The 24,020-nt window shown below is 43.3% G+C and carries 21 protein-coding genes; 4 read left to right on the top strand and 17 right to left on the bottom strand.

Annotation, left to right across the window (positions count from 1 at the left end; translation table 11 throughout):
* Positions 1-36: 36 nt before the first annotated feature.
* Positions 37-1,599, bottom strand: coding sequence for a murein biosynthesis integral membrane protein MurJ (murJ, locus tag ACFI6G_RS11645; protein ID WP_010434830.1), 1,563 nt, complete (start codon positions 1,597-1,599; stop codon positions 37-39).
* A gap of 251 nt (positions 1,600-1,850) precedes the next feature.
* Between murJ and rpsT the strand changes: the two genes are divergently transcribed.
* The gene (gene rpsT, locus ACFI6G_RS11640; protein ID WP_004739529.1) at positions 1,851-2,111 is read left to right on the top strand and encodes a 30S ribosomal protein S20; all 261 of its coding nucleotides are present in this window, start codon (positions 1,851-1,853) and stop codon (positions 2,109-2,111) included.
* Positions 2,112-2,437: 326 nt separating this feature from the next.
* Here the strand turns inward: rpsT and ACFI6G_RS11635 are convergent, their stop codons facing one another.
* A complete protein-coding gene (locus ACFI6G_RS11635; RefSeq protein ID WP_010434829.1) occupies positions 2,438-2,731 on the bottom strand; it encodes an ArsR/SmtB family transcription factor in 294 nt (97 codons plus the stop codon).
* Positions 2,732-2,831: 100 nt separating this feature from the next.
* On the bottom strand, positions 2,832-3,722 hold the full coding sequence (gene nhaR, locus ACFI6G_RS11630) for a transcriptional activator NhaR (protein ID WP_010434828.1): 891 nt from the start codon (positions 3,720-3,722) through the stop codon (positions 2,832-2,834).
* A gap of 391 nt (positions 3,723-4,113) precedes the next feature.
* Here nhaR and ACFI6G_RS11625 point away from each other — a divergent pair, with 391 nt between their 5' ends.
* Positions 4,114-5,259 carry a Na/Pi symporter gene (locus ACFI6G_RS11625; RefSeq protein ID WP_010434827.1) on the top strand — a complete coding sequence of 382 codons (1,146 nt, stop codon included), beginning with the start codon at positions 4,114-4,116 and terminating at the stop codon, positions 5,257-5,259.
* 291 nt (positions 5,260-5,550) lie between these two features.
* Here ACFI6G_RS11625 and ACFI6G_RS11620 read toward each other — a convergent pair whose 3' ends face one another.
* The 5 genes from ACFI6G_RS11620 to rppH are packed head-to-tail and all read right to left on the bottom strand — an operon-like array spanning position 5,551 to position 10,861.
* Positions 5,551-6,402 (bottom strand): thymidylate synthase, encoded by an 852-nt coding sequence (locus ACFI6G_RS11620; RefSeq protein ID WP_010434826.1) that lies wholly within the window; start codon positions 6,400-6,402, stop codon positions 5,551-5,553.
* 9 nt (positions 6,403-6,411) lie between these two features.
* Positions 6,412-7,233 carry a prolipoprotein diacylglyceryl transferase gene (lgt, locus tag ACFI6G_RS11615; protein WP_010434825.1) on the bottom strand — a complete coding sequence of 274 codons (822 nt, stop codon included), beginning with the start codon at positions 7,231-7,233 and terminating at the stop codon, positions 6,412-6,414.
* Positions 7,234-7,290: 57 nt separating this feature from the next.
* Positions 7,291-8,082 (bottom strand): sulfite exporter TauE/SafE family protein, encoded by a 792-nt coding sequence (locus ACFI6G_RS11610; protein ID WP_010434824.1) that lies wholly within the window; start codon positions 8,080-8,082, stop codon positions 7,291-7,293.
* An 8-nt stretch (positions 8,083-8,090) separates the two neighbouring features.
* Positions 8,091-10,340, bottom strand: a complete 2,250-nt coding sequence (ptsP, locus tag ACFI6G_RS11605) for a phosphoenolpyruvate--protein phosphotransferase (protein ID WP_016767731.1) — start codon at positions 10,338-10,340, stop codon at positions 8,091-8,093.
* Between the two features lie 2 nt (positions 10,341-10,342).
* A complete protein-coding gene (gene rppH / locus ACFI6G_RS11600; RefSeq protein WP_004735018.1) occupies positions 10,343-10,861 on the bottom strand; it encodes an RNA pyrophosphohydrolase in 519 nt (172 codons plus the stop codon).
* A gap of 616 nt (positions 10,862-11,477) precedes the next feature.
* On the opposite strand from rppH, the gene mutH reads away from it, so the two are divergent.
* Positions 11,478-12,143 (top strand): DNA mismatch repair endonuclease MutH, encoded by a 666-nt coding sequence (gene mutH, locus ACFI6G_RS11595; protein WP_010434822.1) that lies wholly within the window; start codon positions 11,478-11,480, stop codon positions 12,141-12,143.
* Between the two features lie 53 nt (positions 12,144-12,196).
* Here the strand turns inward: mutH and ACFI6G_RS11590 are convergent, their stop codons facing one another.
* From ACFI6G_RS11590 to xerD, 8 genes are all read right to left on the bottom strand, one after another.
* Entirely contained in the window at positions 12,197-12,508 is a 312-nt protein-coding gene (locus tag ACFI6G_RS11590) for a DUF6482 family protein (protein ID WP_004735016.1), read from the bottom strand.
* 192 nt (positions 12,509-12,700) lie between these two features.
* Positions 12,701-12,952: a hypothetical protein gene (locus ACFI6G_RS11585; protein ID WP_004735015.1), complete on the bottom strand. Its 252-nt coding sequence runs from the start codon at positions 12,950-12,952 to the stop codon at positions 12,701-12,703.
* A gap of 587 nt (positions 12,953-13,539) precedes the next feature.
* Positions 13,540-14,874, bottom strand: a complete 1,335-nt coding sequence (gene vpsR / locus ACFI6G_RS11580; protein ID WP_010434821.1) for a cyclic-di-GMP-binding transcriptional regulator VpsR — start codon at positions 14,872-14,874, stop codon at positions 13,540-13,542.
* Positions 14,875-15,145: 271 nt separating this feature from the next.
* Positions 15,146-16,678: a lysine--tRNA ligase gene (lysS, locus tag ACFI6G_RS11575; RefSeq protein WP_010434820.1), complete on the bottom strand. Its 1,533-nt coding sequence runs from the start codon at positions 16,676-16,678 to the stop codon at positions 15,146-15,148.
* 98 nt (positions 16,679-16,776) lie between these two features.
* Positions 16,777-17,875 (bottom strand): peptide chain release factor 2 gene (gene prfB, locus ACFI6G_RS11570; RefSeq protein WP_100208942.1). Its coding sequence is split into 2 segments (ribosomal slippage): positions 16,777-17,799 and positions 17,801-17,875, totalling 1,098 coding nucleotides; the frame shifts between segments, so codons are not numbered across the junction.
* A 236-nt stretch (positions 17,876-18,111) separates the two neighbouring features.
* Positions 18,112-19,848, bottom strand: a complete 1,737-nt coding sequence (gene recJ / locus ACFI6G_RS11565) for a single-stranded-DNA-specific exonuclease RecJ (RefSeq protein WP_016767733.1) — start codon at positions 19,846-19,848, stop codon at positions 18,112-18,114.
* Positions 19,849-19,928: 80 nt separating this feature from the next.
* The gene (locus ACFI6G_RS11560) at positions 19,929-20,708 is read right to left on the bottom strand and encodes a thioredoxin fold domain-containing protein (RefSeq protein WP_010434817.1); all 780 of its coding nucleotides are present in this window, start codon (positions 20,706-20,708) and stop codon (positions 19,929-19,931) included.
* A 26-nt stretch (positions 20,709-20,734) separates the two neighbouring features.
* Positions 20,735-21,649 (bottom strand): site-specific tyrosine recombinase XerD, encoded by a 915-nt coding sequence (xerD, locus tag ACFI6G_RS11555; protein ID WP_010434816.1) that lies wholly within the window; start codon positions 21,647-21,649, stop codon positions 20,735-20,737.
* Between the two features lie 150 nt (positions 21,650-21,799).
* Here xerD and fldB point away from each other — a divergent pair, with 150 nt between their 5' ends.
* Entirely contained in the window at positions 21,800-22,321 is a 522-nt protein-coding gene (fldB, locus tag ACFI6G_RS11550; RefSeq protein WP_016791805.1) for a flavodoxin FldB, read from the top strand.
* Between the two features lie 170 nt (positions 22,322-22,491).
* Here the strand turns inward: fldB and brnQ are convergent, their stop codons facing one another.
* Positions 22,492-23,805, bottom strand: coding sequence for a branched-chain amino acid transport system II carrier protein (brnQ, locus tag ACFI6G_RS11545; protein ID WP_010434813.1), 1,314 nt, complete (start codon positions 23,803-23,805; stop codon positions 22,492-22,494).
* Between the last annotated feature and the right edge of the window lie 215 nt (positions 23,806-24,020).

The raw sequence follows: 24,020 nt of genomic DNA, 5'->3' as shown, positions 1-24,020 counted from the left end.
ATTGTGTGAAACCGACGGATTATATACTAATCAGCATTAATCTGTCGCTGCTTTTAAATGTTTTACTCGGATACCTAAAATCAGTACCGAAACAATATAAACAAAGCCACCAAGTCCGATCAAGCCTGTTAATGTCAGTGCTCTCTGACTGAAGCCCCAATCCAGCCACTGTTGCATATTATCCAACTGCCATAAAATGGCTGCGACCATCACTACACCAGAGACAAGCAACTTGGCACTAAACAACAAAGTTGTCTTAGTTAATTGATAGACACCCGCAAGATGCAAACCCCGATATAGCAAGGCCATATTCACAAAGGCAGACAAGGCCGTCGCAATCGCCAAACCAACATAACCATAGAAGTAAGCAAAGATCGCGTTGAACACCATGTTAGTCACCATAGCGATAATGCCGTACTTAACTGGTGTTTTGGTATCTTGGCGAGAGTAATAACCCGGAGCTAATACTTTAATCAACATGAAGTTAAGCAGACCTGATGCATAAGCCACTAGCGACATCGACGCCTGTTGTACATCGTGGGGAGAAAACTCACCACGCATAAACAGCACCATTAACATGGGTTTAGCCAAAACAATCAGACCCAACATAGCAGGAATACCAAGCAGTAAAACCATGCGTACGCCCCAATCCATGGTATGCGCAAATCCTTCTCCTTGAGCGTCTACGTGTTTACGAGACAAAGCAGGAAGAATCACCGTCGCAATCGCGATACCGAATAACCCTAGTGGAAATTCAAGCAATCGATCTGAGTAGTACAACCAACTGATAGAACCTGTCGCTAGGAAACTAGCAATGAAGGTATCAAACAGTAAGTTGATTTGGCTGACCGATACACCAAAAAGCGCAGGGATCATTAGTGTGCGGATCTTAACGACACCCGGATCTCTCCAACCCCACTTAGGCTTAACCAACACACCTGCTTTTATTAAGAACGGCATTTGGAAAAGGAATTGGACTAATCCACCGAGAAATACACCGATAGCCAATCCAATTTCTGGTTGATCTAAATTAGGAGAGATAAACCATGCTGCGCCAATGATCATCACATTCAAGAACACAGGTGTAAAAGAAGAGACGGCGAACTTACCTAATGTATTGAGAATCGCACCAGATAAAGCAACAAAGGTGATAAACCATAAATAAGGGAAGGTAATCTTAAGCATAAAGCTCGCAAGTTCGAATTTTGGGGCTGCAGGTCCGTCATTCAGCCAGTCAATAAACCAACCGGCACCAAACATCGCAGTGATCACACCGGAGCCCAATACCCCAATAACGGTTACTATAGATACTAAAACTCCGAGAGTACCCGACACCTTAGCAATTAAATCTCGTGTCTTATCTTTGTCACCTGCAGCGTGATATTCCGTTAGTACCGGTACAAACGCTTGAGAAAAAGCACCTTCTGCAAAAAGTCGACGTAAAAAATTAGGAATTTTATTAGCGAAGAAAAATACGTCGGCACTCGCTCCTGCTCCCATTAAATTTGCTACTACTACATCACGTACTAGCCCCAATACACGGGAAACAAAAGTCATTGCACTGACAATCAGGCCTGACTTTAATAGTCTTTTACTCACAGAAACCTCTGACACTGGTTGATTACTTTCAAGCGAGGATAAATACTATCCTGTCCTAAGAAGCATATTTATTAGCATTGGTCTAAAAATGCTGTTAGAATCCCCGCCATCTTAACCGCGATGACCTTTCCATACCAAAGTTTGTTTGGCTACGATTGGTTTTTGCACAAATCATTTGACAATTAAGCGCTAATGAGGGATAGTCCTCGCCCTTAAATTGTCACCGAACTAAGTTTTTGGGAGTTAGACCCTTGGCAAACAGTAAATCTGCTAAGAAGCGCGCTATCCAAGCTGAGAAACGTCGCCAGCACAATGCTAGCCGTCGTTCTATGATGCGCACTTACATGAAAAAGACTATCGCAGCTATCGCAGCTGGTGATAAAGAAGCTGCAACTGCTGCTCTTGTAGAAGTTACACCACTTCTAGACCGTATGGCGACTAAAGGCCTTATTCATAAGAATAAAGCTGCACGTCATAAGTCTCGTTTCGCTGCTGCAATCAAAGCTCTTTAATAGAAATTTGATTACAACGCAAAACGAAAAAAACCGGCCTTGGCCGGTTTTTTTATATCTAAATTTTGAGTAACGCTGTTATTTTTCTCGCTGAACGTTGTTTTTCTTACTAACAGCTATTGGTTTATTACAAAATATTTTTCTTACTAAAATTGTTTCGTTGACCGATAGACAAATAAGTAGACAAACAAACGTCTAACAAATCGATCAAAGAGAGTAGATTGATAAAAGATAACTGATAGGTACTAACGTTCGACGTGAAATATTGACACTTCCTTGTGTCGACCTTATTCCTGATAAGAGATTACCCTCCTACCAACAACAAGCTACTTGCAGTACATACCGTGCAGTAGGTTAATCATTGCTTTTACTTCTTCGCTACTCAATGTGTAATATACAGTTTGAGCCTCTTTACGAGTATCAACCAAGCCATCCCTTCTCAACCACGCAAGGTGCTGAGATAAAGCAGACTGACTCAGTTCTAACTTGCCACACAACTCCCCAACCGACAGCTCAGTACCATGTAACAGGCACAAGATTTGTAAGCGACGCTCGTTGGCCATGGCTTTAAGTAGAATCACAGCTTGCGCTGAGTTCTTCTCCATCTCTTTTAAGTTCATAGTTTGGCTCCCTACAACCTTTACGCCAACTACGGGCTATCAGAATTTCCGGCATATGGTAGGGTTATGATAATCGATATCAATTCATTAACAAACAACCTCACTCGAACAATTTGCTAAAATCTGCGTCACATACATTTTTTACTGCTGGATGTTGGATCATCCTCTCAGCAAATATGACGTAGTACTCTTCTTTTAACTCTTCGATGCCACCCAACAGCTGTAACGATGTGTCTTCTTCAACTTCAGATATATAGAGAGTAGGTGCTAAAAAAATAGCGTCATGATGATAACGAGCAAAAGCTTTCATCAGTGCCGCATCATCAAATTCGCCTAAAATATCGGGCTTTAGACCCTGCCTATCAAACCACTGTAGTACCTTTCGTCCCATAGAAGTTCGACTTCCGGGGATAAGAAGCTTCCTTTGCTCCAATACAGCGGGGAAACTCACATCTTCTACATTACCAGAACAGAAAAAAGTCATACCACTCTCACCCAGCTTCTTACTAAACAAGCCAGGGCTTTGACTAGAATCCACCGGACAGTCAGACAAGATCATATCGAGCTTATGTTGAGAGAGTTGTTCAAGAAGCATTTCATGAGTCGATTCAAAACAGCGAAGGTGGATACTGTTATCTTCTGGAATCGTCGACATCAAGATCTTGCTCACGAGCCTTTTTGACAGCGCATCCGCTACACCCACATCAAACAGAATATTTGAGTGCTGGCTGTAATTCACAATATCCAACATCTCATAACTTAAGCCAAACATACGATCAGCATACTTAAACACCAGCTGACCAAGCTCAGTAGGTTCAACACTGCGACCATTGCGCTTAGTTAACTTGCCATCCATGCGCTCTTCTAACGCTTTAATCTGACCTGTAACCGTTTGAGGTGTGAGAAATAGGGCTTCTGCAGCTTTAGTAACAGAACCTTGCTTGCAAACCATCCAGAAGTAATAGAGGTGGTTGTAGTTGAGGTGCGACATAGATGTGCCGTAATAATAAAAGAGAAGATATCCTTTATATCAAATATGACGCACTCACTCAACAAACTCGGAAAAACCTAACTTATACATCGATTACTACTTATTTTTTCGAAGTGTCTAATTTCATAATGTAATATTTAAGCGATTATTTTCAATTTTTTTCTAACTTTTAAGATCTATATCACCTCTCAAAAATCAAAATAAAATCATTTAAAAACAACACCTTAACCAACCACCATTTAAAGTTTTGATATTTAAACAGCAAATCATCACAAAAAAGTCTCACCTAAACCAAAATGTAATATTACTGAAATATTTCCCCTCTAACATCACGCTCAGATTAAACAAACAGACCAAACACAGACTTAAACGGTCCAATGGAGAAAACATTATGAACCAAGCTACTACTGCAGCAGCGCCGATTTCGAGCACTACTCGTTGGCTACGCTGGGCTAACTTGGCATTCATGCTTTACCTACTATTACTTTCAGTTTCAATGGTTGGTACAGGCTTCAAATGGGCAACAGGCGAACAAGCAAAGGTTCTTTTCGAATTTGCTTCACACCCAGTTGCAGGCTTAATGATCGGCTTAGTGGCAACAGCACTTATTCAATCATCAAGTACAGTTACTTCAATTATCGTTGGCCTTGTGGCAGGTGGTTTACCTGTTGAGCTAGCAATCCCTATGATCATGGGTGCAAACATTGGTACAACAGTAACCAATACACTTGTTAGTCTTGGTCATGTTCGTTGTAAAGAAGAATTCAAACGTGCATTCGCAAGTGCGACCATTCACGACTTCTTTAACTTATTAGCCGTCGCTATCTTCCTACCATTAGAGATGGCATTTGGTATTCTAGAGAAAATTTCTCACTGGTTAGTATCACCGATGCTAGCAACAGGTGATATGAGCATGGGTGGTCTTAACTTCATCAAGCCAATCACTAAACCAGTAGTCAGTGCGATTAAAGAACCACTATCAACGTTTGGCGACACTGTAGGCGGCGTCATGCTTATCGTTCTTGGTATCGCAACAATCTTCGTAGCTATCACTGTAATGGGTAAGCTAATGAAGAGCCTGATGGTTGGTCGTGCTCGTGAGATTCTAAAGAATGCAATCGGTCGTGGTCCTATCCACGGTATCGCTTCTGGCTCTATCGTGACTATCCTTGTTCAGTCATCTTCTACGACAACAAGCTTGATGGTTCCGCTAGTAGGCTCAGGTGTTCTTAAAGTACGTGACGTTTACCCATTCACTCTGGGTGCAAACATTGGTACTTGTATTACCGCTCTACTTGCAGCTACAGCAGTATCTGGTGAGTTTGCAGTATTCGCACTACAGATTGCTCTAGTACACTTGGTGTTCAACATCATGGCAACGGTATTCATCTTCGGTATTCCGTTCCTACGTGAACTTCCAGTGAAAGCTTCTGACATCATTTCTGATATGGCTGTGAAGAATAAGTCTGTAGTCGCTGGTTACCTTGTTGCAGTATTCCTTGTACTGCCTGGTACTGTGTTAGCACTGACTGCTTAATAGTTAAAGAATTAGATAGCTTAACCGCTAGAAAGACACATCGCTTATAGCAAAGCCCGCAATCTCCTAGGTTGCGGGCTTTTTCTTTTTAGGAGCCGATGAGGGAAGAAAAAGAAGGTGTGGGATTCGAGTAAACGAGTAAAAAAAAAGCGACTCCCCTCATTATCTGCGTTTGATATTTCGTATATCACTGACTCAAATCTAAACACGCTCTTCGTATCTCGTTACCGAGCTACAGGTACAAAAAAAGCCGCACAATGGCAGCCTTTTAATCAAATAAAACGGATTGCATTAAACCGAGAATGGGTACTTAATCGCCTCGTGGCATTCGTAACCTTCAACCCAGAAGTCATCCATCGTTACCCATGTTTCTAAATCTTCTAGAGACTTAATCTCAGGATTGATATGGAATGTAGGGCCAGCTAACGGCTCACGCTTCAACTGAACATCGCGCATTGGTGCAAGTTGATCTTCATAGATATGAGCGTTAACAAGCTTGTGGTAAGCCACGCCCGCCTTCTTGCCGGTGATCTGCGCCATGATAGCGAGGAACACATACACTTGAACCATATTGAAATTCAAACCTAGAGGGACATCACAAGAGCGCTGAGTACTATTTAGGTACAGGGTGTCACCAAGCAGAGAGAAGTGGTGGCTGTACATACACGGACGCAAACAACCCATGTGAAACTCACCTGGGTTGTAGAAGTTTAAAATCTCGCCACGGTCATCAATACCGTTAGTTAAATCATCAACAATCTTCTTCAGTTGGTCGATATGACCGCCGTCAGGTTTTGCCCATGCACGTCCTTGAACGCCGTAAACACGGCCCATGTCGTCTTCACCCTTGCGGTAAGGATTATTCAGCCATGCCTCGTTCAGGTTCGAATTCGCATCCCAGGTTTTAGTCCCTAGCTTGCGAAAATCTTCAGCATTATCGTAACCACGGATATAACCAAGCAGTTCAGCAACTGCCGCTTTCCAAAAGCTTTTACGCGTTGTTACCAGTGGGAATTGGTTATTACCAACATCATATTCAAGGTCAGCATTGATCACAGTTAGGCAGCGCTTGCCAGTGCGTTCATTTTCAATCCAAGTACCGTCATCAACGATACGCTGACAGAGGTCTAAATACTGTTTCACACCAGTTCCTTACTTCGTTTGTTGTGGTAATTCATCTTTGTAGTGACCACGCTTGTATGCCCACACCATCATCAGCACACCGATGATAACCATTGGCAGTGACAAAATTTGTCCCATAGAGATAAATCCACCGAACAAACCTAGATGAGCATCAGGTTCACGTACGTATTCTACTAAGAAGCGGAATGTACCATATCCTGCGAGGAATAACCCTGACACAGAACCAAGAGGACGCGGCTTTTTGATAAACCAGTTCAAGATGAAGAACAGCACAATACCTTCAAGCGCCATCTCGTAAAGTTGAGATGGGTGACGAGGAAGTGGACCACCATTAGGGAATACGATTGCCCATGGCACATCAGTCACACGGCCCCAAAGCTCGCTGTTCATGAAGTTACCTAAACGCCCCATGCCCAAACCAAATGGAACCAATGGCGCGATCATGTCAGCTACACCAAAGAAGGTTCGACCGTTCTTTTTCGCATACCAGAACATCGCAGTGATAACACCAAGCAAACCACCGTGGAAAGACATACCACCCGTCCATACCTTAAAGAGGTAAAGAGGGTCTGCTAGGAAAAGGTCAAAGTTATAGAAAAGTACGTAGCCAATACGACCGCCAAGTACTACACCTAGAAAGCCTGCAAACAACAAATCTGATACTTGCTCTCGGGTCCAACCACTGTCTGGTTGATCAGCTCGGCGATTTGCTAGCCAAAGAGCAAACATAAAGCCAACAAGGTACATTAAGCCATACCAGCGAACTGAAATTGGTCCTAGTTCGATAAGAACAGGATCGATATTTGGGAATTCGATAAAACCCTGAGACATACGTGGCTCTCTATCTAAATTGAATAACGGTCAGCTCAGCAGCTGACAAAAAAGACACTACAGCAGCATTGTAGCTGCTATAAACATTAAAAATATTGCAAAGAATTTCTTTAGCACGGGAGTTGGCAATTGCGTCGCCAGTTTCGCACCAACTCGAGTAGTTAGAACTGAAGTACAAGATATTGCGACCAAAGCTGGTAGGTAAACATAGCCCAAACTAAACGCTGGAAGATCATCTACAGACGAACCATGCCAAATAAACCCGAGCATTCCTGAAATAGCAATAACAAAGCCGCACACCGAAGAGGAACCCACGGCCTTGCGCATTTCTACACCATGATGGTTAAGAAAAGGCACAGATAAAGATCCACCACCAATACCAGCCAAGCTTGAGACTAAACCAATACCGCCACCACATAACATCGTTTTTGCAGAGCCTGGCATCGCTTTCTGACTCGTAGAACGAATCGATAACAGCATTTGTAATGCCAATACCAATACAATCACACCAAAGACTTTCGGTAGATATTGAGCTGGAATGATGTCGGCGACAAAAGAACCGAGAAAACCACCCACGACCACACCTGGCATCAACCATTTAACGACAAATATCTCTACGTTACCCAACTTTAAGTGGTTAATCGCAGACGATCCTGACGTAACAATAATGGTTGATAACGAAGTCGCCAATGCCATCTGCATCGCAAACTCTTGAGGGATGCCCGCTTTAGGAAGCAAAAACAATAAGGCAGGCACCACCAGCAAGCCACCGCCAATGCCCAGCAAACCCGCTAAAACACCAACAACAGCACCAAGACCTGCTAACAAGCCTATTAGTTCATATGACACGTCAAATCCTATTTTTTACCTGCTCGAATGAAGCCTGTAAATTCACGCTCTTCGAAATAGTTGAGCATCATACTATAGATGTCACGACCATACGGTTTTGAAAGTGCCTTATTTGCTAAATCCTGTAATTCACTCAGGTTAGATTGGCGAATCAAGTATTTGGTTCTAGCGACATTTGAGGTATTCATACTTAACGTTTCGTACCCTAGCCCAATCAACAGTAATGCGCCCATAGGATCACCAGCTAGCTCGCCACAAATACACACAGGTAATTGATATTGCTTACATGTATCATGAATTTGTTTTAATGCCATGATCACCGCAGGGTGCATGGATTCATAGACATCAGATACGCGGGAATTGTTCCGATCAACGGCCAATAAATATTGGGTTAAGTCATTGGTACCCACAGAAACAAAATCGACCTTGCCTGCGATTAACGGCAGCAAATACAGCATTGATGGCACTTCGATCATGATACCAATGCGAGGCATGCGTACTCTATTATCAAGCTCGTGTACTTCATCGTAAGCCTGTTCTATAAGCTGAACCGCATCATCCAGCTCTTGAGCACCCGAAATCATTGGTAATAGGATACTTAAATTCTGACTATCACAGCTCGCACGCAACATGGCGCGTAGTTGAATAATAAAGATATCTGGGTGATCGAGTGTAAAACGAATACCACGCCAGCCAAGAAACGGATTGTCCTCTTCAATCGGGAAATAAGGTAATGCCTTATCACCACCAATATCCAACGTACGCATCACCACTTGCTTCTCGGGATAGCTCGATAATACAGAACGGTACTGCTTGAACTGTTCGTCTTCTGACGGGAATCTCTGCTGTAACAAGAAAGAAATTTCCGTTCGATACAAGCCTACGCCGTCAACCCCTTGGTTAATCGCTATATTAGTATCCGCACTCAAACCAGCATTGAGCAAGATCTCTATTTGCTGATCATCTTGCGTTCTTGCTGGTAAATATAATTCTCGGTTGACCATAGAAGAGAGTTCACTTTCTTCTAGAATCAGCCCTTGGTATTCACTAAGTAAGTTATGACTCGGCTCAATAAAAATCTCACCGCTATACCCATCGACAATCGCTTGCTTACCATTAGCTTGGGCAAGGTTGAAATTGACCCCCATCACCGAAGGAATGCCAAGCGCACGAGATAAGATCGCTGCGTGAGAGTTCGCCGCCCCTTCCAAGGAAATGACCGCCAACAATTTTTCTTTTGGAATAGACGCCAAAACAGAGGCCGTTAGTTCACGTACCACCAGAATAATGGGCTTGTCTAACGTGCGGAGTTCATGCTCAGAGTTATGAAGGAAATACAGCAGCCTTTGTCCGAGCTCTCGAATGTCTTGTGCTCTCTCGCGAAGATAGACATCAGACATACGAGCAAAGCGATTAGAGTAACTTTCAACAACTTGTCTTAGTGCCCAATCAGCTTTATCGCCCTTCTGAATTTGGCTTTTCAGATCCTTACGCAACATGGGATCGTTGAGTAAGTGAGTAAACAGGTCAAAGATCGCCAACGCATCTTTGTTTATTTCGCTGTCCAAACGCTTGCGCATGCGCTTAAAGTCATTCAGAGCATTTTCGACAGCAACCGCCAGCAACTCATGCTCTCTTTCAACATTAAGCGTCGAAGCCGGATAAACATCGGTTAATTCAGGTTGCGTGTTGTCCCACCACAAATCACCAATCGCTACACCTGATGACGCTGCGATACCTTTCGTCGCCGGCAACTTTTGTTGTTCTAATAACCAATGACCTTGGGTTTGGGCATGCGCCACAATAACCGCAAGTTGTGCTGAAAGAGTGACAAGGAAAGACTCTTCCATTTCACTGAATAAACGAGGAGATTTCTGTTGAATAACCAAAACACCAAGCACTTGCTTGCGATGGATAATCGGAGTACCGAGAAAAGAGTGATAAACCTTTTCTCCCAACTCCGGAAAAAATTTATAAGCAGGGTGAGCAGACGCTTGTGCAAGGTTGATAGGTTCAGCGCTTCTTTTAACAAGGCCAACCAGGCCTTCGTCAAAACCAATGTGAATACTATTGCCTTTGAAGATCAGGCCTTGAGTTGCCATCAACTCAAGGCGCTGCATATCATTATTTGCCAAATACACGGTGCAACATTCCGTCTGCATCGCACTGCATGTCTCTTTAACTAAAATATCAAGAGCCGTCGACACATCTTCAACTCTTGATACGTGTTCAACTATTTCCCTTAGTTGACTGAGCATGCTTAACCTCTACGCAATTTGCGTTTTCCTTTTGTTTTTCGCTCTTTAAACGGCATTGCCAAAGATGCGAATTCTTTCATCGCTCGACGGTACACATCTCGCTTAAAAGAAACAACTTGTCGAACAGGGTACCAGTAACTCACCCAACGCCAACCATCAAATTCAGGTGTACTTCCACGCTGCATATTGATCTGCGATTCATCGCAATCTAAGCGTAAAAGGAACCACTTCTGTTTTTGTCCAATACAGACAGGTTTAGAATCCCACCGAACCAGTCGTTTGGGTAGCTTATAGCGTAACCAATGACGACTTGTCGCGACGATCTTTACATCCTTTTTAGTAAGGCCAACCTCTTCATACAACTCACGGTACATTGCCTGTTCCGGAGTTTCACCTTCATCTATTCCCCCTTGAGGGAATTGCCATGAATGTTGCCCGTATCGTTTAGCCCAGAAGACCTGACCATGGTTGTTACAGATTACAATACCAACATTTAATCGGTAACCATCGCCATCTATCACTGGCCAACCTCTATCTAAATTTTTAATTACTCTGATTTTTCCACATATCCCCAATCGGAGCAAACTTAGTGACGTGATAAGCGCTATATTTATGAATATTAACTACGAATATGGATAAGTTTTGCTCAAATTCTAGTTACCCACACAATAGTGAGACATAGACCACATTTATTCACCTTTTCTGTGAATAACTATGTGAAGAATTCCCCGCAATCGTTTTTTTTAATCCATAGATTCATCAACACCTTAAACAACAAATCAATTATCAACATTTTAAACCATTAAAAATCAACAAATTAAAATCATAATCATAATTTTAAAAACATTTAGAAAGCAAAAGATCTTTCAAAAATCGAACGTGGTTAAAGATCAACCACTCAGGTGTTTATCCACACTAGCAACTGAAAGATTCATTTTGCCCCCTATTTAGCAAGCATTTTATCCACCACAAACCCCTGTTTATTTATACACTAAATTAATATTTCAATTAATTACCTTTATGTCCTGTGGATAACCACGAGTTTGATCCCTTTTTAAGTAAGGAGATCATTTCTTAACCAGTCGTCATATGGTGATAACTTCTGGTAAAATCGTTTTTTTGATTATGCTTTTTATTATGAAACCAGAACCACAAACACAACAAGAGCTATTAGACAGAGCGTATACTATTGCCGGGATGACCTTCAAAGAGCTCTCCGATGAAGCCGAGATGGTGATGCCAAGCGACCTTAAGCGTGATAAAGGTTGGGTTGGGCAGCTGTTAGAATGGCATTTAGGTGCACCCGCTGGCAGTAAGCCAGAACAGGATTTTGCAAAGCTGGGCATCGAACTTAAAAGCATTCCGATTGGTTATTCTGGAAAGCCACTCGAAACAACGTTTGTTTGTGTTGCGCCACTGATGGGCGTACAAGGCATAACATGGGAAACTAGCCACGTTAGAAATAAACTGTCTAAAGTGCTGTGGATCCCAGTTGAAGGAGAAAGAGAAATCCCGTTGGCAGAAAGGCATGTTGGTTCACCTTTATTATGGACGCCAAGCCAAGAAGAAGATGAACTATTGAAAAGAGATTGGGAAGAGCTGATGGAGTTGATTGTTTTAGGCAATGTTGAACAGATAACAGCAAGGCACGGTGAAGCACTGCATTTACGCCCTAAGGCCGCAAACAGTCGTGTGTTAACGGAAGCTTACGGTGCAAGCGGTAAACCCATAAAAACCAAACCTCGTGGTTTTTACTTAAGAACCCAGTTCACCCATAAACTGCTGACTGCACACTATGCATAACTGTCGAGAACGAAAGTCGAACATACTGATTATAAGTACGCTGTAAATTCCCTCTAATGAGGTTTAAGCGCTAATTCAATATCGCAGTAACTCTGGCTAGGTTCATTACCAAACTCATCATACGCGTTGTGCAAGCGAAGGTAAGCCTTTTCAAAGCCGAGCCGGAGTAACTCCTCTTTCACTTGATCCAAGGATCCAAAGTGAAGCGGCTCGCCGTCTTGCTTTACAGGTTCTAGCTTGTGTTTGTACTCCACCGCCAATAGATACTCTGAGATATCAGAACAACCAATAACGTACACTTTGGGTGTTTGATAAGAGTCTTTGTGCTCTCCATGTAACCACATGTCTAATTGATGCTTTTGCATAACCGTCCTCCCCTGCTCTTTAAAGAGTAGTAGAACTCTTTTCCTTTACTAGGTAACGACTTAAAAAAGCAAAAAAGAGAAGCAAGTGCTTCTCTTTTTTGGCCAGTTCTAATTCAAAAGTTTGCACTTTCGACGCCATAACTATCACTGTGATTTATCCTAGGGGTTGAAAGGTGCTATCAACCCCGCAGATTACGTCGGTATTCGCGCACTTAAGACACGACGAAGGTGACGTACTCGACGTTCAATCGTAACAACTTCGGGTTCAGAAAAACCAATAGGTCGACCATCGGCTTCAAGACCAATATCTCTTAGTAAGTGAGTATTGTTCCATGGTAGATCATATGAACTGCGACGAACTTTTCGTTGCCATTCACGCTCTTCACGACGAAGGTCTGCACGGATAAGGACTGTTGCTAATTTTAAATATACTGAGTGACGCATAATAACTCTCCAGTTGTTGAATAAACTGAGGAAAAATAGCGTGTTAGATCGTATGAGGGTTTCTCACTTAGCTGCTATTTTTCCGCAGCCAAATAAGGATACGGATCTATTAGTTAGGTTTATCTTGGGTGTTTCGATCGGCCATGGCTGATGTTTGTGACATAACAGTCACCATGTCAGAACACGGATCAAACGAAGCGCAAATATGCTGTATAAAATCGAAATGTTTCATTTGCGCCTCCAAGCTAACTAAAAAATCCAAAAAGAAATGGGGTAGTGAAAGCAGACAAGTCTTTGTTAAAACTCTGCTTTCACGGTTAAAGTCTAACCAAGTGAGTATATTATTCAACCGCTAATTGGCTCACATTTTTAAAACAATGCATTCACCTGGAATATCAGTTGCATATTCATTTATATATAAGATATTCACTATTATTATATAAAATCACAGAACATATCTCTTAGTGACCTAGGGGGCATCTCTCAATTGTTCGAATGTGAACACAGCGACTAACAACAAAAAGAGCCACGCATGATGCGTCGCTCTTAAATTTACACTAACAGATTGAATCACTTAGCAAAGAATTCTAAATAACGCCCTCAGAAATAAGGCTGTGTTTATTCAATAAACGGTACATCGTTGCTCGTGATACTCCGAGCTCCTTAGCAGCCAACGAGACCTGTCCACCGTAAGATTCCAATACAATCAACAATGCATCGCGCTCTGAACGCTCACGAATGCTTTTCAAACTGCGACGTTCATCATTCTGTTTTGGTAAATCAAGTTGGTGATCTTCTATGATCACGGCATCCGACATCAGAACAACACGCTTTATCTGATTCATCAGCTCACGAACGTTGCCTGGCCAGTGGTAGCGATTCATTGAACGAATAGCATCCTCTGAGAAACTCTTAGCCTGAGCATTAAACTCTTTCGAGTACTCACGTAAGAAATGATTCGCTAACACAGAAATATCGCTCACACGCTCTTTCAGACTCGGAACATGAATACGCAACACATTAATGTAATGATACAATTCTTCATTGAAGTCACCTTCAATCAATGCTTTTTCGATATCAGAAGAGTTCGCCGCCAGAATACGTACATCGATAGATTTTGGCCCTGCCGCAGTTTCAATTTTGCCTTCTTGTAAAAAGCGAAGTAGATTCAATTGTTGATTACGGGGCATCGCCAACACATCATTGAGTAAGATAGTTCCGCCGTCTGCTTCTTCTAATATACACGGTGCCGAAGTTTGCTGTGTTGAAATACCAAACACTTCAGCTTCTATTCTCATTTCAGACAAGGCACGGCAATTAACCGTTAGAAATGGATTCTGTGCTCGCGAAGAGTTTTGATGAATAGAACGTGCGATCGTCTCTTTACCTGCCCCACTCTCTCCGTAAATTAAGATACTGACATCAGTAGGCCCAATGCGCTTTACTTGGTCTCTCAAGCGCTTCACAGCCACAGAGTCACCCAATAGGCCCATATTGTTGTTAATGCCGTAGTTTGGCCATACTTTCTGCTCAAGCTTGAGCATACCCAACTGGTGACCAATAGTACTCAGTAGCTGAGCATCAGGGATTGGTGCCGTGAAAAAGTCGATACAGAAGTTAACGATAAATTGGCAGATCGTATCAGAGCTCAATTGAGATTCACGAATAAAGGCGAGCCATCGCACCTGCTTGTTATTGCTTACGAGGTTAGCAATACCGTTAAGACTAAACTCATCATGGCTAAGATCAACAATACCGATACATGGACCAATGTCAGCAATCAAGGCATCGGCTTTTCGTAGATCTGCACACTGGGTACACTGCCAACCCACTTGTTCTAACACTGATAACCAGGGTTCGTACGCACCACCAACCACGATAAGAGAACCTGGTAAGGAATCCATCTTAAATTGAGTTCCCATCCTTCTTCCTTATTCTATTTTTATTTAAATCAGACTAATACGAGTTTAATGCTGATAACTCTACAAAATGCCACGAGATCGTATTCAGCGCCGAGGCGTATAATAATGAGACTATCTTAGATTTTTCGTCTCAATAGTAAGACTATGTCAGAAATAGTGATTTTTCGAATCAAGAGTGCGGTGCAAGCAAGGTTTTAAAGTCATAAAAGCAGAAAAGCCACCCGAAGGTGGCTTTTCAATTAACGCGTTTGTTACAAACCGTAAGCGAAAATTACGCTTGTGGGCGCATTGCCGGGAACAAAATCACATCACGAATTGTGTGCGTGTTTGTAAATAGCATCGCTAGACGGTCGATACCGATACCTTGACCCGCTGTTGGCGGTAGGCCGTGCTCTAGTGCTGTAATGTAGTCTGCATCGTAGTACATAGCTTCATCATCACCCGCGTCTTTCGCGTTAACTTGCGCTTTGAAACGTTCGTCTTGATCTTGTGCATCGTTAAGCTCAGAGAAACCGTTCGCGACTTCACGGCCACCGATGAAGAACTCAAAACGGTCTGTGAAGAATGGGTTGTCATCGCTACGACGTGCTAGAGGAGAGATGTCCGCTGGGTAGCCAGTGATGAACGTTGGTTGAATTAGCTGAGGCTCAGCCGTTTCACCAAAGATCTCTTCAAGAAGCTGACCACACGTCCAAAACTTCTCAACGTACAGACCTACTTCTTCTGCAATTTTAACCATCAATTCTCTGTTCTGAAGATCATCTTCAGTCAAAGCTTGAATGTTTGCATTTTCAGGAGTGTAGTGTTTGATTGCATCGAACATGCTCATGCGAGCGTAAGTGCCACCGAACTCAACTGTTTCCTCACCGTAAGGCATAGAAGTAGAACCAAGAACGTCCATTGCTGCTGTGCTTAGCATCTCTTCCGTTAGATCCATTAGATCTTTGTAGTCAGAGTACGCTTGGTAGAATTCCATCATTGTGAATTCTGGGTTGTGACGTGGAGAGAGACCTTCGTTACGGAAGTTACGGTTGATCTCGAATACACGGTCAAAACCACCAACCACTAGACGCTTAAGGTAAAGCTCAGGTGCAACACGTAGGTACATGTCGATGTCTAGTGCGTTGTGATGAGTGATGAATGGACGTGCTGTTGCACCGCCTGGGATCACGTGCATCATTGGCGTTTCAACTTCTAGGTAGCCTTTTGAGCTCATGAAGTTACGGATTGAAGACACAAGCTTAGAACGCACGATGAATGTGTTACGAGAGTCTTCGTTCACGATTAGATCAACGTAACGCTGACGGTAACGCATCTCTTGGTCAGTTAGACCGTGGAACTTCTCTGGCAGAGGACGAAGTGCTTTCGTTAGCAATTCAAACTCTTCCATGTTCACGTAAAGGTCGCCTTTACCTGATTTGTGAAGCGCACCTTTAACACCGATGATGTCACCGATATCTAGGCCTTGGTACTTCTCTTTTAGTACTTTTTGAACGTCTTTCGCTGCGTATGCTTGGATACGACCAGAAGTTTCTTGAATCGCAAGGAATGGACCACGCTTCGCCATAATACGACCAGCGATCGCAACGATGTGGTTAAGCTCTTCGAGCTCTTCCTTAGTCTTCTCACCGAATTCCGCTTGAAGGTCGCCAGCTAGGTGCTCACGACGGAAGTCATTTGGGTGACCGTTAGCTTTGCAGTTTTGGCGGATGTGATCCAGCTTGCTGCGGCGCTCAGCGATTAGTTTGTTCTCTTCAGGTGAAGAAGCTTCTTGTGCGTTTTCGTTTTGAACAGCATCAGTCATTAGAGATGTACCCTGCTTTTATAATTTGGACAGCTATATTTTTTCAAATATAGGCATTTTTACCAATATTATTGGTAAAGCTTAATAGTTGATAAAGCTTACAGACCTGATTTCAGGCTAGCTTCAATAAACTTGTCTAAGTCACCGTCAAGAACCGCTTGAGTGTTACGGTTTTCGATGCCGGTGCGTAAATCTTTGATACGAGAATCATCCAGTACGTAAGAGCGGATCTGACTGCCCCAACCGATGTCTGATTTCGTTTCTTCGCTCGCTTGTTTTTCAGCATTTTGTTTTTGAATCTCAAGTTCAAAAAGCTTAGCACGTAGCTGCTTCATCGCTTGATCTTTGTTCTTATGCTGCGAACGGTCATTCTGACACTGAACCACGGTGTTAGTCGGAACGTGAGTAATACGTACCGCTGATTCCGTGGTGTTTACGTGCTGACCACCAGCGCCAGAGGCACGGTATACATCAATACGTAAGTCAGAAGGATTAATGTCGATCGTAATGTTGTCATCAATCTCAGGATAGATAAACGCAGAGGCAAATGAAGTATGACGACGACCACTTGAATCAAATGGTGACTTACGAACTAGACGGTGAACACCAGTCTCTGTACGTAACCAACCGTAAGCGTACTCACCAGAGATACGTACCGTTGCACCTTTAAGGCCAGCAACATCACCATCAGACACTTCGATAACTTCAGTCTTGAAGCCTTTCGAATCAGCCCAACGTAAGTACATACGCAACATCATTGAAGTCCAGTCTTGAGCTTCTGTACCGCCCGAGCCTGACTGTAAATCGATGTAGCAATCTGATGCATCGTGATCACCAGAGAACATACGACGGAATTCCAGCTTCTCTAGCTTAGCTTCAAGCTCGGCGAGTTCTGGTTCAATCTCATCGAACGTTTCTTGATCTTCTTCTTCAACCGCAAGCTCTAATAGGCCATCAACATCCTCAACGCCTTGGTCAAGTTGGTCGATTGTTTCTACTACCGCTTCCAATGCAGAACGTTCTTTACCTAGCGCTTGAGCACGCTCAGGTTCGTTCCATACATCCGGTTGTTCTAATTCTGCGTTTACTTCTTCTAGACGCTCTTTCTTAGCGTCATAGTCAAAGATACCCCCTCAGGATATTTGTGCGCTCAGACACATCCTGCAGACGGTTTTTTATAGGATTGATTTCAAACATTTTAGCTCATCATTTATGAGTAGAATTTAACCGAAGAATTGTACTCAAAAGTGTGACGGAGATACAGAATTTTTTAGAGCGGTGAACCAAGATTCAATAACTTAATGGGATATAAAATTGACAGGCAGAAAAAACACGTAAAATTTGTAAGGGAAGGAAAGAGAACAAGCTCTGTTTTTGAACAAAGCTTGTTGAATTTGGCGCTATATGATGAGAATTGTTGAGTCTAAAAAGAACTATTTGGCCTCGATGTAATCAATCATCAGCTGCAAAGATTGGTTGCCACGAAACTCGTTAATATCGAGCTTAAATGCAAGGTGCACAGTTTTCACCGAAGCATCAGGCCAGCGGCGTAGGTCCACATTAAAGGCGATACCATCAATCATCACATTGGCCGGGTGACCTTTGTAGAGCGGCTCCAACATCAACTTAAGATGTTTTTCACCCACCAACTTTTGATGCAGTACTTTAAATTCACCATCGAAGATTGGCTCAGGGAAAGCTTGTCCCCACGGACCACCTGAACGAAGCGTTTCGGTGGTGTGCATTGAGAACTCTTCAGGTAACAACTCACCATCAGACAAGATAATGCCCTTCAGTGCTGTTTCTCCAAGCTCATTCTTCACGACATCGTTAAACAGCTTACTGAAGCGATCAAAGTCCTTTTCCATGATGGTTAAGCCTGCCGCCATTGCGTGACCGCCAAACTTAAGAATCAAACCTGGGTTTTGAGTGTCGATTCGGTCCAACGCATCACGCATATGTAAACCCGGAATCGAACGACAAGAGCCCTTTATGCTCCCTTCCCCACCATCAGCGAAAGCAATCACTGGACGATGGTATTTATCTTTGATGCGCGAAGCCAAGATACCAATCACACCTTGATGCCAATCACGCTGGAACAACGCTAAACCCGAAGGCAGATCGTCTTTACCAAACTCAAGGCGCTCACAAAAAGCCATCGCTTCTTGCTTCATACCCTCTTCGATCTCTTTACGTGTTTGGTTCAAACCATCCAGCTCACTCGCCATTCGACGTGCAGCATGGATGTTGTTACTCATTAGCAACTCAACACCAAAAGACATATCGTCCAGTCTGCCGGCCGCATTAATGCGAGGACCAAGTGCAAAGCCAAAATCAGATGCGACTAAACGCTTAGCGTCTCGCTTGGCAATTTCAATCAAAGCTTGAATACCCGGACGAGCTTTACCTGCACGAATACGCTGCAACCCTTGATGTACCAAAATTCGGTTGTTTTCATCAAGCGGGACTACATCGGCAACGGTGCCCAGAGCCACAAGGTCAATCAGTTCCATCAACTTAGGTTCTGTCATGCCGCGTTCTGCAAACCAATTCAACTTACGCATATGAACACAAAGCGCCATCATCAAATAAAAGGCGACACCAACCCCCGCTAAAGCCTTTGATGGAAAAGCGCAGCTTTCAAGGTTCGGATTGACCATCGCATCGACGATGGGCAACTCATGACCCGGTAAATGATGGTCAGTAACTAAAACTTCTAATCCTTTCTCTTTAGCAAAACGAACCCCTTCAATCGAAGAGACACCGTTGTCGACCGTCATGATGACCTCAGCGCCAAGTTCGATAGCCTGCACGACAACTTCAGGACTCAAACCATAGCCATCTTCAAAACGGTTTGGTACCAGATAATCAACATTCGAACTACCCAGCATGCGCAGTGCCAATACCGACAAAGCAGAACTGGTCGCACCATCAGCATCAAAATCACCAACGATGATAATGCGTTTTTGCTGCTGAATGGCTTTGAACAATAATTCAACCGCAGCATCGATACCACCCAGTTTTTGATAAGAGTGTAGGCCTTTCGCTGCTGTCTCTAATTGGTCGGCACTGTTGATTCCGCGACTCACATAGATGCGCTTTAACAAGTCAGGTAAATGAGCAGGTAAAACTGAAGTATCGACCTCAGGACGGCGTTGGATCTCTATCATATAAAAATGGGCCCGATATCAATCAGGCCACTCCTTAAATCAAAAACATGGGGAATATGTTGGTAATACAGAAATGAAGATTACTGCTCTAAACGTTGAAGCAGTTGTGCTGGTGGTAAGTAACCACTCACCAATTCACCACTTGCTAGCACGATAGCTGGAGTGCCATTAATACCAAGCTCACGGCCTAATTGGTATTGCTTAGCGATGATCTGCTTTTGCTCTGCTAGGTTTTTACCAGAAGCTGGCATTTGACGATTGACTTTCGCATCGTGCATGGCTTCTTTTGGATCGTCAGAAGCCCAAATTGCCGCCATTTGGTCGGCAACTTGTCCAGTTGCGCCTTGGCGCGGGTAAGCCATGTAGCGAACAGTAATTCCTAAGTCGTTATAGCCTTGCATTTGGCTATGCAGACGAACACAGTAACCACACGTAATGTCAGTAAATACAGTCACAAAGTACTTTTCATTATCGGCTTTATATTCGATAACCGTATCTGACATTGCCGCGACTTTTTCAGCATTCAACGGCGCTTGACGCTCAGCCAAAACATCACTGAACTTGCCGTTGTCGTCCAAAGAGTAAAGAGTACCCGCGATAAAATGATCACCTTCTGGAGAAGAAAAGATAATGCCGCTGTTCGTTTGAACCTCCAGCAGGCCATCAATATCTGAAGGAACGATCTTATCGACTTTAATACCGATTTTTTCAAAGCGCTTAGTTAACGCAGCGGTATCAATAGCTTGAGCTGAAGCAACTTCTACGGCTGTTGATGTTGGTTCTACTTTCGCTTCTGATGCATTACATGCAGCAATCATAAGAGGAAACGCTAATAGAGGAAGACGGCGTAATACGCTCATTAAGTTCACCTTAAAAATAAATGGATTTAAGCACGTGGATGATGCTGAGCGTGAATTTGCTTCAGCCTCTCGGTCGCCACGTGAGTATAAATTTGGGTTGTCGATAAGTCACTATGCCCCAGCAACATCTGTACGACCCTGAGATCTGCGCCATAGTTCAGTAAATGCGTGGCAAAAGCGTGTCTTAATACGTGTGGTGACAGTAATTCAGTATCAATACCAGCCACAACTGAATAGTGCTTAATACGATACCAAAACGTCTGACGGGTCATTTGCTTGGCACGCTTGCTCGGAAAAACCACATCAGAGCTATTGTCGCCGAGTAGTTGTGGGCGACCTTGTTCAATAAAAGTCTCTATCCAATCCACGGCATTTTCGCCCATGGGAACCAAGCGTTCTTTACCGCCCTTACCGATAACACGTACTACGCCTTGTCTTAAGCTGATGTTTTCCATGGTTAAGCTGACCAGTTCCGTAACACGTAAACCCGTCGCATAGAGTAATTCAAGCATCGCCTTATCACGAAGCTCAATAGGATCGTTCGGATCAGGCGCTTCAAGCAAGGCATCAACCTGTTCTTCGCTCAAATCTTTCGGTAAGCGTTGCGGCAACTTAGGGCTGATCAACAAGGCACTGGGATCATCTCCTCGAATTTTCTCGCGGTGTAAATATTGAAATAAGCGACGAATTGCCGACAGCATGCGAGCACGAGAAGTCTGCTTAAAATCAGCGTCAGCTAACCAGCCTTGATAATCCTGTAAACCAGAAAGGCTAATGAAGTCGAGGCGATAATTGTTCTTTTCCATCCACGCTAATAACTTGGATAAATCAGTACGATACGAGACGAGGGTATTTTCAGATAATCCTCGCTCCATCCACATAGCATCTAAAAACTGCTCAACGAGACCGTGGTCTGCGCTCTGCCCTTGAGGCGACTGCATAGTGTTACTCACAATATTGGAAACTGTTTTGAGAGTATGCCAGAGCAAATATGAATGCCATAAAAATTACGACTTGAGCGGATAATCGCTGCAATCGAAGTCGATTTATGGTTAGAATTCGCCATCTGAAATTAAAATCGAACGTTTGCTATGAAAATTGGATTATTTTACGGCTCAACCACCTGCTACACAGAAATGGCAGCAGAAAAAATTCGCGGCATAATTGGTGAAGACCTAGTTGATATCCATAACGTGAAAGAAACCCCTCTTTCATTGATGGCGGACTACGACCTTTTGTTGCTAGGGATTTCTACTTGGGATTTCGGTGAAATTCAAGAAGATTGGAATGAGCTGTGGGAAGACATCGCAACCACGCCAATGAAAGGCAAGGTTGTTGCTCTGTTTGGTCTAGGTGATCAAGAGGGCTACGGTGAATGGTTCTTAGATGCGATGGGACTATTGCATGATGAACTGAAAACCGCTGGCGCTGAATTTGTCGGCTTCTGGCCAAACGATGACAGCTACAAGTTTGAAGCATCTAAAGCGTTAACGGAAGACAAATCTCAGTTCGTTGGCTTAGCTCTGGATGAAGATTCACAGTACGAACTCAGCGACGAACGCATCGCAACTTGGGTTGAACAAGTACTCGTCGAGTACAGCGAAAAGCTTTAAGTTCAGTTTTCTTAAAGCTAAGCGTTAAGAATTAAGCGCGAGTTTCTAACCCTAAGCTGAAAAAACATGATCGATTAGATACAAAAAGGCCTCATCACTGCAAAGTAATGAGGCCTTTTCTATTCAACTTTATATTGAATACGGACTAACGATTTAATCTTAACGGAAGATTAAACCGTCTCTTCAGCCATCTCTTGCTCTGTTGCTTTACCAACAAAGAACATACAGATGATTGCTGCAGTCGTTGGCAATAACCAACCCATACCGAACTCAAATAGCGGAAGCATGTTAAGTGCAGATACATCGATACCCGCAACTTTAGCGCCATCAATAAGAGCAAACATCAGTGACACTAAAACAACCACACGGTAAGCCGCTTTTGGATTAGGGAAGCGGCTGCGCAAGAACGTCAGTGCTACCAATGCGATTGCTACTGGGTACAGTGCAAACAGTACTGGAACAGATAGAGAAATCAGCTGAGAAAGGCCAACGTTCGCAACGGTTGCACAAGCTACACCATTGATGATTACCCAAGTCTTGTAAGACAGAGGCGTTAGCGAGCTGAAATAATCAGAACATGCTGAAACAAGGCCGATTGCCGTTGTTAGACATGCTAGCAATACGATCACTGAAAGTACTAGCTGACCAGATGGGCCAAATAGTGATTGAACGTAAAGGCTTAGGATAGCACCGCCATTGTCAGCACCTGCAGCTACTGTTGCACTCGTTGCGCCTAAGAAGAACAAAGAGATGTAAACAAACGCTAGACCAGCTGCAGCAATACAACCTGCGCTGATTAAATACTTAGTCGTTGCCGCGCGATCAGTAATTCCTTTGCTGCGAATCGCATCAACAATCAGCATGCCGAACATCAAAGAAGCAAAAGTATCCATGGTGTTGTAACCTTCAAGGAAACCTTTGGTTAGTGGCTGAGTGATATATTCTCCGTGTGCCGCAAAAATGTCGCCTTGAGGGTTAACAAACACAGCAATCGCCAATACAACTAAACCAACGAATAGTACAGGTGTAAGCACCTTACCAATAACGTCGATTAGCTTACCTTGAGACCATGAGAAGAACATCGCTACAACAAAAAATGCAATCGAAAAGAACGTAAGGTGAGCTTGAGAGGCATCGATGAAGAACGGTTTCACCGCCATCTCATAAGCAACAAGACCGGTACGCGGTGCAGCAAATGCAGGACCAATGATAATAAAGATCAGCACAGCCATAATGGTAGCTGCTCGCTTAGGAAGATCTTTGGTTAGATGGCCCCAAGAGCCACCAGCCACAGCCACAGCAACGATAGTGATTAATGGCAGACCAACGGCGGTCAGCAAGAAACCAAACATCGCTGGAAGGAAATGGTCACCAGCTAATTGACCAGCAAGAGGTGGGAAGATGATGTTACCCGCACCTAAGAAAAACGCAAAAAGCATAAAGCCCAATGCCATTATATCTGTTAGTTTTAGACTCTGTTTCACAGATAATCCTTAATTATATTTATGAGTTTATGTTGTGCTTACATGAATGTTACAGCTCAAAGCTGCCAATCAATCTATAAAATAGTCGCGCATAATGACGAAACACTTGGCTAGCTGCAAGTCACCACAAAAAAACACCATATAAATTTGCATATGAGAACCAAAAGCAGTGGATTCCACTGGATACAGAAAAATAGACGCAATTATAAACTAAC

The organism is Vibrio sp. PSi01, assembly GCF_054960695.1.
Note: the sequence above shows the minus strand (reverse complement) of the source record. Positions and strands in the feature narration are given on the sequence as shown.

What these genes read in the sequence shown, in the direction of transcription:
- ACFI6G_RS11635 (WP_010434829.1), bottom strand. Translation starts at nt 2,731, where the DNA reads ATGAACTTAAAAGAGATGGAGAAGAACTCAGCGCAAGCTGTGATTCTA.
- nhaR (WP_010434828.1), bottom strand. Translation starts at nt 3,722, where the DNA reads ATGTCGCACCTCAACTACAACCACCTCTATTACTTCTGGATGGTTTGC.
- ACFI6G_RS11625 (WP_010434827.1), top strand. Translation starts at nt 4,114, where the DNA reads ATGAACCAAGCTACTACTGCAGCAGCGCCGATTTCGAGCACTACTCGT.
- lgt (WP_010434825.1), bottom strand. Translation starts at nt 7,233, where the DNA reads ATGTCTCAGGGTTTTATCGAATTCCCAAATATCGATCCTGTTCTTATC.
- ptsP (WP_016767731.1), bottom strand. Translation starts at nt 10,340, where the DNA reads ATGCTCAGTCAACTAAGGGAAATAGTTGAACACGTATCAAGAGTTGAA.
- mutH (WP_010434822.1), top strand. Translation starts at nt 11,478, where the DNA reads ATGAAACCAGAACCACAAACACAACAAGAGCTATTAGACAGAGCGTAT.
- ACFI6G_RS11590 (WP_004735016.1), bottom strand. Translation starts at nt 12,508, where the DNA reads ATGCAAAAGCATCAATTAGACATGTGGTTACATGGAGAGCACAAAGAC.
- ACFI6G_RS11585 (WP_004735015.1), bottom strand. Translation starts at nt 12,952, where the DNA reads ATGCGTCACTCAGTATATTTAAAATTAGCAACAGTCCTTATCCGTGCA.
- vpsR (WP_010434821.1), bottom strand. Translation starts at nt 14,874, where the DNA reads ATGGGAACTCAATTTAAGATGGATTCCTTACCAGGTTCTCTTATCGTG.
- lysS (WP_010434820.1), bottom strand. Translation starts at nt 16,678, where the DNA reads ATGACTGATGCTGTTCAAAACGAAAACGCACAAGAAGCTTCTTCACCT.
- recJ (WP_016767733.1), bottom strand. Translation starts at nt 19,848, where the DNA reads ATGATAGAGATCCAACGCCGTCCTGAGGTCGATACTTCAGTTTTACCT.
- ACFI6G_RS11560 (WP_010434817.1), bottom strand. Translation starts at nt 20,708, where the DNA reads ATGAGCGTATTACGCCGTCTTCCTCTATTAGCGTTTCCTCTTATGATT.
- xerD (WP_010434816.1), bottom strand. Translation starts at nt 21,649, where the DNA reads ATGCAGTCGCCTCAAGGGCAGAGCGCAGACCACGGTCTCGTTGAGCAG.
- fldB (WP_016791805.1), top strand. Translation starts at nt 21,800, where the DNA reads ATGAAAATTGGATTATTTTACGGCTCAACCACCTGCTACACAGAAATG.